An 11,914-nucleotide genomic window follows, 5' to 3' on the forward strand; every position below is an offset into this window, starting at 1 on the left:
TTTAATTTAACAATAAAAAATAAATTTATTTTTTTTACTCTTTTTAACACTAACAAATAATGAACTTTTTTCCGAAACGGACTGCAAAGATACAACCCTTTTTTATTATCAACCTAATAAAAATTTAATAAATTATAATCTTTTTAACACACCCCTAAAACCAACCCTATAAATCAATTAGTTATGTGATAAATGAATCAGGAAAAATTAAAATAAATATTTAAATCGAAAAGAAAAACTCGAAATAATAAACTTGAAAATAGGCTTAAATTATACTATTTCCCTTTTTTTCTCATTTTAGAAAACATCAATTTATACTCTTCAACATTAATTTTTGCTTTCTTTTCTAGTATTATTTTGGCAAAATCAAATTCTAACTTGGAATTTTGATTCTTTAATAAATTATCTTGAAAAGCACGCTGAAGAATTTCTTCAATTAAAAAATCTTCGTTCTCAGATTCTGGCCTATATTCATCCTTTAGAGAAAGTTTAAAAAGATTGGCAGTTGTATTATACCAAAATGCCTTCCACCCGCTTCTGAGGCCTTTTATATTATCGAAAGCCGTTAATCCTGTTTGGCGATGAATCAATTTTATTAAAATTCGACCTTCAGTTTTGGTCATTTTCTTTAACTCGGTTGTGAATTCACCTTCAATATATTTTTGAATCTGTCTTGTGTATTTTCTTCTTTTACTTTTAGATTCTATTCTTTCTAGTCTGGCATTTAGAGAATCAAGTCTTTCTGAAGCTAGTTTAGCATAAGGATATGCTTTAAAAACTTTTCTACGAAACCATAAATAGTAACGAATATCTTCTTCTGAATTGAACTTTTGATTTGGAAATAATGTAAATTCATTCAATTGTACTGTAATTGTATCTCCTGGATTTACAAAAATATATTTGTCTGTATTAATGGGTAAAGAATCTAACACTTCCTTTTTTTGAGAAAAAGAAAAGAAAGAGAGACTTATTATATATATGTAGAATAGTTTTTTCAAATTTTTAATTATTCTTGCAATTAAATTAAACCAAATTAAGAAATCTTATCAATAAAATCTTGTTCAGAAATTATTTCGATTCCTAAATCTTGAGCTTTTGTTAGTTTTGATGGGCCCATATTATCTCCAGCAACTATATAATTTGTCTTTTTAGATATTGATGAACTTACTTTACCCCCATTATCTTCGATGGCTTTCTTCAATTCATTTCGACTCATTTGATGAAAAACTCCAGAAACTACATAAGTCTGATTTTCTAATTTATTGGTTTGATTCTCTAAAATTTCTGCAGAGAATTCTAATTTCACTCCATATTGCTTTAATCTATTTATCAATTGAATATTTCCTAAATCTGAAGAGAACTCAATAATACTTTTTGCAATTCTATCGCCAATTTCATCAACATTAATAAGTTCTTCAAAAGTTGATGTCATTAAATTATCTATCGATTTAAAATGTTTGGCTAATTTTTTAGCTACTGTCTCACCTACAAAACGAATTCCAAGTGCAAATAATACTTTTTCGAATGGAATTTCTTTTGATTTTTCAATTCCATCAATCATGTTTTGAGCAGATTTTTCTGCCATTCTTTCTAACGGAATTACTTGCTCAACTTTTAAATCATATAAATCTGCATAGTTTTGAATTAAACCTTCCTTGCGCAACAAATCAACGGTTTCGCCTCCTAAACCATCAATATCCATTGCTTTTCTAGAAATAAAATGTTGAATTCTTCCTGTTATTTGAGGTGCACAACCAAATTCGTTTGGACAATAATGTTTTGCATCTCCTTCTGTTCTGACTAATTCAGTATTGCATTCTGGACAATTGGTTGCGTAAATAGTTGGTGTAGAATTTATAAGTCTTTTTGAAAAATCGACAGCAATAATTTTAGGGATAATTTCACCTCCTTTTTCCACAAAAACAGTATCATTTACCCTAATATCTAACTTTTCAATTTGATCTGCATTGTGCAATGATGCACGTTTTACAGTAGTTCCTGCCAATTGCACAGGCTCTAAATTTGCAACTGGTGTTATTGCACCAGTTCTACCTACTTGATACGTAATTTCGTTTAAAACTGTAGAAACCTGTTCTGCTTTAAATTTGTAGGCAATCGCCCATCTTGGAGCTTTGGATGTGTAACCTAACTCTTCTTGTTGTTGTAAATTGTTCACTTTTATGACAATTCCATCAGTTTCGTAAGGCAATGTGTGACGTTTTGAATCCCAATGATTTACAAAGTTAAAAACCTCTTCTATTGTTTTTGTTAAAGCGATTGTTTTTGGAACTTTAAAACCTACTTTTCTTGCATTTTCTAAACTCTCAAAATGTGTTTTATATTTTCTTTCTTGGGTTACAACTTGATATAATAAACAGTCTAAAGGTCTTTTTGCAACCTCAGAACTGTCTTGCAATTTTAAACTTCCACTTGCTGTATTTCTTGGATTTCTATATTCTTCTTCATCATTTGCAACTCGTTCTTCATTCATTTTGATAAAACCATCAATAGGTAAAATAATTTCTCCACGCATCTCAAAATCTTTAACAAAATCTTCTTTAATTGATAGAGGAATTGAGCGAATCGTTTTTACATTATTGGTTACTTCATCACCTTGAAAGCCATCTCCTCTTGTAACTGCTTTTATAAACTGACCATTTTCATAAGTTAAATTGATGGATGCTCCATCAAACTTTAACTCGCAAGTATATTCAACTTCTGAAGTTCCTAACATTTTTTGAACTCTCTTTTCCCAATCTAACAAATCTTCTTTCGAGTACGAATTGTCTAAAGAATACATTCTATTCTTATGAACAATGGTGTTAAAGTTTTTTGTAATAGTTCCTCCTACTCTTTGAGTTGGGGAGTTTGCATCGAAAAACTCAGGATTTTCTTGCTCTAATTTTTCTAATTCTTTGAGTTTTAAATCAAACTCAAAATCGGAAATTGTTGCATTATCTAACACATAATAATTGTAATTATGATTGTTTAATTCATCACGAAGTACATTTATTCTTTGTTCAGTGGTCATATTTAAAGTTAAAAAAAGTTGTTTAATCTCTTAAAAATTTGTATTTTCAAATGATAATCAAAAATGATTTAAATAAATGAAATACGCTATAAAAATACATAAAATTTCTACAGTTGACGAACTTGAAAATGCTTGGAATATCGAAGATTTTAAAGAACTTTTAAGAAGATTTGATTTTGCAAACGATAATATAAACGATTACAAAGAATTAAAAGAGTTGCTTTTTATGGCAATTTCAGATCAAGATCCAAGTGAGGCTGCAAGAATTGTTTTAGATTACAAATTGTCTGAGCATTTAAACGAACATCAAATAGATTCTGTATCTTATGAAATGTTGGTTGATAAAATATCTGAAGAGTACCCAAAAATAGGGTTGCATAAAGATTTATTTTGCGTAAACCAATTATTATACAAAGCGTTTAATGGTAAATTCCCAAATACAAAAGCAACAATTATAGATTTTGAAATTACGCCTTTAGGAAAAGCCGAAACAACAATTACAAAAGAAATTGCTTTAAAATGTTTTGCACAAAATTTAGATAGCCATAATGTAATTAAAAGATTATTTAGCGATCAATTAAATGCTGAAGAAAAGTTTGTTGAAGCCAATGATATTATTTGGGAAATACAGAAAAAAGAAACGAATTACAGATTAATTACTTCTGATTATTTTATGAGCAGAGAAGAATTTATCAATGAAGAATTTGAAGCTGAAATTGAGTTTTTTGAGGAAGATTAAATTAAACTTCTACAAACTTTAGTTTTTCTAAAAGTTGGCAAACTAGTTTAGCCCTGATTGAGTGGCATGTTTGAGTTCTTTTTTAGTGTCAGTTCGAGTGAATTTGTGAAGAATGAACAAATTTGTATGGAGAACAAACTAAAAAAAACGAGTAACGAAAGCAGGAAATAGCTTCAAAAAAAAACCTGAAACAGATAATATTTCAGGTTTTTGTTATTTGTGTAAATACTAATAATAAGTATATCTTCTCACTTTTGCTATGTGTTTTGCCAAACGCATTACTTGATGAGAATAACCATATTCGTTATCATACCAAACATAAACTACAATAGTTTCTTTGTCTGTAATAGTTGCTTTACTATCGAAAATTGAGGGTGCAGTTGTACCAATAATATCTGCAGAAACCAATTCGTTGTCTAAAGAATATTTTATTTGCTCTACCAAATCGCCTTCTAGCGCATATTTTTTCATAATAGAATTTACAGCATCTGTTGTTACAGGTACTCTTAATTGTAAACTTAAAATTGCTAAAGATCCATTTGGCACTGGAACACGAATTGCATTCGATGTTAATTTACCTTCTAATGCTGGTAAGGCTTTTGCTACTGCTTTGCCTGCCCCAGTTTCTGTAATTACCATATTTAATGCTGCAGCTCTACCTCTTCTATATTTAGAGTGCATATTGTCTACCAAATTTTGATCGTTTGTGTAAGCATGAATGGTTTCTAAATGCCCTTTTTTAATTCCAAAATTGTCTTCTAAAACTTTTAAAACTGGTGTAATTGCATTGGTTGTGCAAGATGCTGCAGAGAAAATATCTACTTTATCAGGGTCATACTGTTTGTGATTTACACCATGCACAATATTTGGAATTCCCTTTCCTGGTGCAGTTAATAAAACCTTGCTTGCACCTTTCGATTTTAAATGTCTACTTAATTCAACATCATCTCTAAAAGCACCTGTATTGTCTATAATTAATGCATCTTTAATATTGTAGGCTGTATAATCTATATCTTCTGGCTTGTTTGCAGAAATCATAAAAACGGTGGTTCCATTAATAATCAATGCTTCATTTTCTATGTCTGTTTGTACGGTTCCTAAAAAATCTCCATGAACAGAATCGATACTTAAAAGTGATGCTCTTTTCTCTAAAACTGTTTGTGTAATTTCACCACGAGTAACAATGGCTCTTAAACGTAATTGAGAACCTTTACCCATTTTAGTCATTAACTCTCTGGCTAATAAACGCCCAATTCTACCAAAACCATATAAAACAACATCTTTTGGAGTAATGTCTTTAGCTTCTTTTACGTTTTTCAATTGTTTTGTTACAAAAGCTACTTTGTCTATACACCCTTTTGGATTTAAATGACATTCGTAAGCCAATTTACCAATATCTAATTTAGAGGATGGTAAATCTATTTGTTGAATGGCCTTTGCAATACTTAATGCATCCTGAATTGTAATAGGTTTATTAACAAATTCTTTAGCATAATTAATTAAGTTTAAAACTTCGCTAGCTCTTTTATCTACTAACGGATTTCTAAAAAGCACTAATTCTATGGATTTATCGTACCATAAATCGTTTACAATATTAATAAACTCTACTGTTGCTCTTCTAGTTTGTGCTTGTTCAATTACTTCTTCTTCGTAATTTAGGGTTGATGACATGGTTTTCTAAACATTTAAAATTTTTGCAAAAGTATTTCTTTTTTTGAAAACACGAAATCGATTTCGTGAAAAATTTAAACATAAAAAAAATCTTGATATTTCTATCAAGACTTTTCATTTATTTATTTGATCATTTATCTAATTGCGTATTTTTCTACTTCACCTTTTAAATTGATTAATTCTAAAAATAACGGATTGCCATTTCCAAAATTACTATCATCTATAGCTGCTTTTGCTTGAGCTGCATTTAATACAATTTTCTTATTTATTTTTGTAATAATAAAGCCTTCTTGAATGCCATAATAACTTAAAGATTTGTTTATATTTTGGGTGATTTTTGCTCCACCTTTAATATCAAACTTTTTCATTTCTTTATCAGATAAATCTTTAAACGAGATACCTAAACTATTAGAAATAAATGTGCTTTTTTTATTTAAAATGACTGTTTTTGTTATTAACTCTCCATTTCTTTCTATAGTTACTTCTACATTATCTCCTGGTCTTTTTGATGTTAACTGACCTTTTAATTCAGAAAACTTCGTAATTTTTACATTGTTTACTTTCTTAATAATATCTCCTGTTTTAAATTGAGAATTGCTAGCTCCATCTTCAAAAAAAACATCAGCTACTTTAACACCTTCATCATCATAATCCTCATCTACTCTGATTCCTAAAATTGCCTCTTGCACAGCTCCAAACTCTAATAAGTCATCTACAACTTTCTTTGCAATGTTAGATGGAACTGCAAAAGAATATCCAATAAAAGAACCAGTTCTAGAAGAAATTGCTGTATTAATTCCTACCAATTCTCCTCTTATATTTACCAAAGCTCCTCCACTATTTCCCGGATTTACTGCTGCATCTGTTTGTATAAAAGCTTCAATATTTCTGTTACCTTCCAAATCTCTACCTTTTGCACTAACAATTCCTGCAGTTACAGTAGATGTTAAATTATAAGGATTTCCAACTGCTAAAACCCACTCACCTATTTTTATATTATCAGAATTTGCAAACGGAGTAAATGGTAATTCCATACCAGCATCAATTTTTAGTAAAGCAATATCATTACCTTTATCTGAACCAATCAACTCAGCTTTATATTTTTTGTTATTATTTAAAGTAATTTCAATATCGTTAGCATTATCTATTACGTGGTTATTTGTAACAATGTAACCATCTGCAGAAATAATTACGCCACTTCCTGTACCAACTTGTTCAAATTGCCTAGTACCACTTCCATTTCCATAAAACAATTCTGCCCAAGGATTTGTTTGTGTTCTAATTGCTGTATTTTTTACATGCACTACAGAATGCACTGTCCTTTCTGCTGCAATAGTAAAATCTATAGTTTCTGCAGCTAATCCTGTTGAATTAGTATTAAATGCTGGATTAAAATTTGTTTGCACTGTTTGAGATGAATCTGGTATTGTTCTCTCTATAACTAAAGTGTCATTAAAAAGCAATTTGTAACCTCCTAAAGTAAGAGCTCCTCCTAAAATCGCCATTCCTACTAAACCGAAAAATTTCTTCATAATTATATTTTTTTTAATTAATCAAATATACAATTTTAACATTTTTAAAAAATCTGTTTAACTTGCTTTTAACTCTTTTTAACCACGTTTTAACAGACTTTTTTTATTCCCTAAATCATTACATTTGCATCATGGAGTTTACATTTTATAAATACCAAGGCACAGGAAATGATTTTGTTATGATAGATAACAGAGCAAAAACCTTTCCAAAAGAAAAAACTGACATCATTTCACAAATTTGTGACAGACATTTGGGTATTGGTGCAGATGGAATTATTTTGATTGAAAATGATGAAAACTTCGATTTTAAAATGATTTATTTTAATGCAGATGGTAGTGAAACCTTTTGTGGAAATGGAGGAAGATGTGCTGTAGCATTTGCAAAAAAATTGAATATAATTGATAATAAAACTTCTTTTATTGCCATTGATGGAGCCCATTTTGCTGAAATAGAAAATGATATTATTTCTTTAAAAATGATAGATGTTAATAATATTGAAGTAAAGCCAAATTCTATTTTTGTTTATACAGGCACTCAACATCATGTGGAGCTTGTAGATGATTTAAATGAGTACCCTGTTTTTGAAAATGGTAAAAAGATTAGATATTCTTATCCAAATCCTGGAAGTAATGTAAATTTTGTGCAACAAATTAGCAATGATACTTTTAGAGTAAGAACCTATGAAAAAGGTGTTGAAAACGAAACTTTAGCTTGTGGAACTGGAGTTACAGCAGTTGCTATTGCCATGCATAAAATTGGTAAAACTACAAGTAATTCAATTTCATTGCCTGTAGAAGGAGGAAATTTAGAAGTTTCATTCACGGAAGAAAATGGTATTTATAAAGACGTCTATTTAAAAGGACCAGCTACTTTTGTTTTTCAGGGTGAAATTGAAATATAACTATTACTTAAAAAAAACGACCACATAGTCACATAGATTTTATAACGGTTTAAAAAATTTAACTATATTATATAAAAATAGTTTTGAAAATTACTAAGCAATATTTGAATGACATTACATACTCATTTTTAGGATGCTGTATTAATGTTCATAAAGAATTAGGTCCTGGATTATTAGAAAATGTCTATCATAAATGTTTATTAGAAGAATTAAAATATGAACAAATTTCCTATATATCAGAATTAGAAGTTCCAGTAATATACAGAGGTAAACAATTAGAAACAAAGTTAAGAACAGATTTATTAATAGAAGGTTGCTTAGTGGTTGAATTAAAATCTGTAAAAGAAATTCAGCCAATATTTGAAGCTCAAATATTAACTTATATGCATTTATTAAGAGCTCCAAAAGGTATAATAGTAAACTTTAATTGTTTAAATATTTTTAAAGAGGGTCAAAAAACTTTTGTAAATAACTTTTTTAATGAATTACCGAAATAAAACTATGATCTCTATGTGCCTATGTGGTCAAATAATTAATTTAAGAGCTTTAGAACCAGAAGATTTAGAATTTTTATTTTCAATAGAGAATAACGAACTTTTTTGGGAAGTAAGTCATACACAAACTCCATTTTCTAGGTATATTTTAAAACAATATTTAGACAATGCACATTTAGATGTTTACGAAGCAAAACAATTACGCTTGGTAATTGAAGAAATTAAATCAAAAAAACAAATTGGAATGATTGATGTTTTCGATTTTAATCCTCAACATAAAAGAGCTGGAGTTGGTATTTTAATTCATCCAGATTATCAAAACAAAGGATTTGCAACAGAAGCATTATCACTGCTAATTTCTTACTGCTTTTCTCTTTTACAACTGCATCAATTATATGCCAATATTACATCAGATAATGCCAAAAGTATTACACTTTTCAAAAAACATCACTTTAAAGAAATTGGTGTAAAAAAAGATTGGATTTTATCTAAAGGAAAATTTAAAGACGAAGTTTTGTTTCAGCTTATAAAAGAGTAATTTTGCACAAGTTTCAAAATAAAAACAATTGAGTAAAAAAATAATTTACGGTATTTTAATTTTATTTTTTGCAGTAGCTTCAATAGCTGGCTATAATTTTTATCAAAAAATTTTTAGCAGAAATGTTATCGAAAGTGGGAATTTATATATAAAATCTACTGATGATTTTAACGATCTTACTAAAAAAATAACTCCTTTTATAAAAGATGTTGGCAATTTTGTTTGGGTTGCGAATAGAAAAAATTTCTCTGAACCAAAAGCTGGTAGGTACATTATTAAAGATAATATGACTAATAACGAACTAGTAAACATGCTAAGAAGTGGCAATCAAACAGCTGTAAATGTATCCTTTAACAATCAAGAAACCATTGAAAAATTTGCTGGTAGAATTGCAGAACAAATAGAAGCAGATTCTATTACTATTTTACAAATGTTTACAGATAAAGAGTTTTTATTAGCGAACAACTTAACTAAAAAATCGTCATTACAAATCTGCATACCAAATAGTTACCAGTTTTACTGGAATGTTTCTCCAAAAAAATTTAGAGATAAATTGCTTACAGAATATCATCGTTTTTGGAATTCTACTAGATTAGAAAAAGCCAAGAAATTAAACATGTCTAAAAGTGAAGTAATTACTTTAGCTTCTATAGTTCAGAAAGAAACTGCAAAAAAAGCAGAACGTCCAATAGTGGCTGGTTTGTACTTAAATAGACTAAAAGATGGCTGGCCTCTGCAAGCAGACCCAACTATTATATATTGTATCAAAGAAGTAAAAGGACAAGATTACGTTGTTAAAAGAGTGCTTTTAGTTGATTTAGAAATAAACTCACCCTATAACACTTATAAGTATAAAGGATTACCTCCTTCTTTAATTTCTATGCCAGATATAGAAACTATTGATGCTGTTTTAAATGCTGATAAACATGAATACTTTTATATGTGTGCAAGTATCGATAAAATAGGATACCATGAATTTGCAAAAAGCTTGTCTCAACACAACAGAAATGCTGCGAAATACCAAAATTGGTTAAATAAAAACGGAATTGGCCGATAATTTTCGTTTTTAGATTGCTTAAAATAGTGTAAAAATTTTACTTTATTCATAAAAAGAAACGATGTAGTTATTCATTTATAACAGAAAAATAACCTTTAAACAGGGTATCTGGTAATTTCGACGAAATTAACCTATTGACTGTCAATCATTTTAAAAAATACATTAAATTTGCATCGTAAAGCAATACGATTATTTATGATCAAAAAGTTTTTATTTTTAAGTGGAATATTTTTACTTGTAAGTGCTACTACTATTTCTATGAAAAAGAATTCGGAAAAAGAAGTTAAACTTCCTTCTTACGTAGATTATAATATTCCATATTTAGATAACAATTTCGTAGCATTTAAAGAAGCTCTGGCTTTTAAAGAATCTCAAGGTGATTATACAGTTATAAATACTTATGGTTATTTGGGAAAATATCAATTTGGCAAAAGCACTTTAGAGCGTTTTAGAATTTACGATGGTGACGCTTTTTTGAGAAATCCTGAATTACAAGAAAAAGCTTTTATTGCGCTTTGTAAAGTAAATAAATGGATTCTAAGAAAAGATATTAAAAGATTTGTTGGTAAAACAATTAATGGTATCAAAATTACTGAATCTGGCATATTAGCTGCAGCACATTTAAGTGGCGCAGGAAATGTAAAAGATTTTTTAAGAAGTAATGGCGAAGATATTTTTGAAGATGCTTATGGAGCAACTATACAAATGTACCTGAGAAAGTTTGCCAATTACAACGTATCTAATATTGTTGCAGATAAAAGCGCAAGTGTTTAGAATTACTTTTGTATAATAAAAATAGCCGGTTTTTTATGCAAATTTGGCTTTTGGTGTTTCCAATCTTTTACAAGCATTGTTTTTATGTATTCTGATGATAAAGTAATATCTGCAGCAATACACAAACTTGTTGTTGGTGAAAGTATAGATGTTAAATCCGCCAGCATTTTGTCATTTCTATAAGGTGTTTCTATAAAAATTTGAGCTTGATTTTTATCCAAAGAAATTCTTTCTAAATCTTTAATTGTTCTTTTTCTATCACCTTTATCAATTGGCAAATACCCGTTAAAAGCAAAATTTTGCCCATTCATTCCAGAACTCATCATAGCCATTAAAATAGAACTTGGCCCAACTAATGGCACCACTTGTATATTTTTTTGATGCGCCAACTTTACAATACTTGCTCCAGGATCTGCAATTGCAGGCACACCAGCTTCAGAAAGTAAACCAACATTAAAGCCTTTTTCGCATACATCTAAATAACTATGCGTTTCTTCTACCACAGCATATTTGTCTAATAACTTTAAGGTTAAAGTTGCTTGTTGTTTTTTTGGTGAAATTTTTTTGATAAATCTTCTTGCCGATTTTTCGTTCTCTACAATATAATAATCTATTTGTTCTACTACTTTTTTTACAGAAATAGGCATTACCTCCAAAGGTTCTGTTTCGCCTAAAGTTGTCGGAATTAAATAGAGTTTACCAATCATTATTTTATAGATTTAAGACAACTTTTTTGCTATCACAACGCAAGCCTTGTCTAACATATTATACACATTTTTAAAACCTTCTTTTCCTCCATAATAAGGATCTGGAACAGATTTGTTTAAATTTGGATGTATTTCGTTAAGTATCATTTTCACTTTATCCTTATCATTTATATTTCTTGCAAGCATCAAAATATTTTGATAATTGCTTTCATCCATTGCATAAATATAATCAAATTCGTCAAAATCTTTTTCGGTAAATTTTCTTGCTCTTTGGTTGGTGATGTTAATTCCGTTTTTACTAGCAACTTCTATAGAACGTTCATCAGGTAAATTTCCTATGTGATAAGCAGCAGTTCCTGCAGAATCTACAAAAATGGAATCAGAATTAATTTTTGATTGTAAAATACCTTCTGCTAATGGCGAACGACAAATATTCCCCAAGCAAACCATAAGTACTTTAATCATTTTA

12 protein-coding genes are annotated in these 11,914 nt (G+C 29.0%); 6 read left to right on the forward strand and 6 right to left on the reverse strand.

Translation table 11 applies throughout. The features are described from left to right. Positions 1–275 precede the first annotated feature (275 nt). Together WAO74_RS03580 and ligA are read right to left on the reverse strand one after the other, a co-directional pair. Positions 276–998 (reverse strand): DUF4294 domain-containing protein, encoded by a 723-nt coding sequence (locus WAO74_RS03580; protein WP_422159757.1) that lies wholly within the window; start codon positions 996–998, stop codon positions 276–278. 35 nt (positions 999–1,033) lie between these two features. Further along, complete coding sequence (ligA, locus tag WAO74_RS03585) at positions 1,034–3,031, reverse strand: NAD-dependent DNA ligase LigA (protein ID WP_422159758.1); 1,998 nt, start codon at positions 3,029–3,031, stop codon at positions 1,034–1,036. Between the two features lie 76 nt (positions 3,032–3,107). On the opposite strand from ligA, the gene WAO74_RS03590 reads away from it, so the two are divergent. Continuing rightward, the gene (locus WAO74_RS03590; RefSeq protein WP_422159760.1) at positions 3,108–3,770 is read left to right on the forward strand and encodes a hypothetical protein; all 663 of its coding nucleotides are present in this window, start codon (positions 3,108–3,110) and stop codon (positions 3,768–3,770) included. Positions 3,771–3,998: 228 nt separating this feature from the next. Here the strand turns inward: WAO74_RS03590 and WAO74_RS03595 are convergent, their stop codons facing one another. Together WAO74_RS03595 and WAO74_RS03600 are read right to left on the reverse strand one after the other, a co-directional pair. Next, entirely contained in the window at positions 3,999–5,441 is a 1,443-nt protein-coding gene (locus tag WAO74_RS03595; protein ID WP_422159762.1) for a glyceraldehyde-3-phosphate dehydrogenase, read from the reverse strand. Between the two features lie 134 nt (positions 5,442–5,575). Next, complete coding sequence (locus WAO74_RS03600; RefSeq protein ID WP_422159764.1) at positions 5,576–6,973, reverse strand: trypsin-like peptidase domain-containing protein; 1,398 nt, start codon at positions 6,971–6,973, stop codon at positions 5,576–5,578. A 131-nt stretch (positions 6,974–7,104) separates the two neighbouring features. On the opposite strand from WAO74_RS03600, the gene dapF reads away from it, so the two are divergent. The 5 genes from dapF (at position 7,105) to WAO74_RS03625 (ending at position 10,738) form a co-directional block, all read left to right on the forward strand. Next, positions 7,105–7,875 (forward strand): diaminopimelate epimerase, encoded by a 771-nt coding sequence (gene dapF / locus WAO74_RS03605; protein WP_422159766.1) that lies wholly within the window; start codon positions 7,105–7,107, stop codon positions 7,873–7,875. A gap of 104 nt (positions 7,876–7,979) precedes the next feature. Next, positions 7,980–8,372, forward strand: coding sequence for a GxxExxY protein (locus tag WAO74_RS03610; RefSeq protein ID WP_422159768.1), 393 nt, complete (start codon positions 7,980–7,982; stop codon positions 8,370–8,372). A gap of 13 nt (positions 8,373–8,385) precedes the next feature. Next, a complete protein-coding gene (locus WAO74_RS03615; RefSeq protein WP_422159887.1) occupies positions 8,386–8,907 on the forward strand; it encodes a GNAT family N-acetyltransferase in 522 nt (173 codons plus the stop codon). 28 nt (positions 8,908–8,935) lie between these two features. Beyond that, on the forward strand, positions 8,936–9,964 hold the full coding sequence (gene mltG, locus WAO74_RS03620; protein ID WP_422159770.1) for an endolytic transglycosylase MltG: 1,029 nt from the start codon (positions 8,936–8,938) through the stop codon (positions 9,962–9,964). A 258-nt stretch (positions 9,965–10,222) separates the two neighbouring features. Next, positions 10,223–10,738 (forward strand): peptidoglycan-binding protein LysM, encoded by a 516-nt coding sequence (locus WAO74_RS03625; RefSeq protein WP_422159772.1) that lies wholly within the window; start codon positions 10,223–10,225, stop codon positions 10,736–10,738. A 2-nt stretch (positions 10,739–10,740) separates the two neighbouring features. On the opposite strand, the gene WAO74_RS03630 is transcribed toward WAO74_RS03625, so the two are convergent. Together WAO74_RS03630 and WAO74_RS03635 are read right to left on the reverse strand one after the other, a co-directional pair. Further along, a complete protein-coding gene (locus WAO74_RS03630) occupies positions 10,741–11,445 on the reverse strand; it encodes an SAM-dependent methyltransferase (protein ID WP_422159773.1) in 705 nt (234 codons plus the stop codon). A 12-nt stretch (positions 11,446–11,457) separates the two neighbouring features. Further along, entirely contained in the window at positions 11,458–11,910 is a 453-nt protein-coding gene (locus WAO74_RS03635) for a low molecular weight protein-tyrosine-phosphatase (protein WP_422159775.1), read from the reverse strand. Positions 11,911–11,914 lie beyond the last annotated feature (4 nt).

Source organism: Polaribacter sp., from assembly GCF_049276715.1.
In the GTDB taxonomy this organism is placed as follows: Bacteria; Bacteroidota; Bacteroidia; order Flavobacteriales; family Flavobacteriaceae; genus Polaribacter.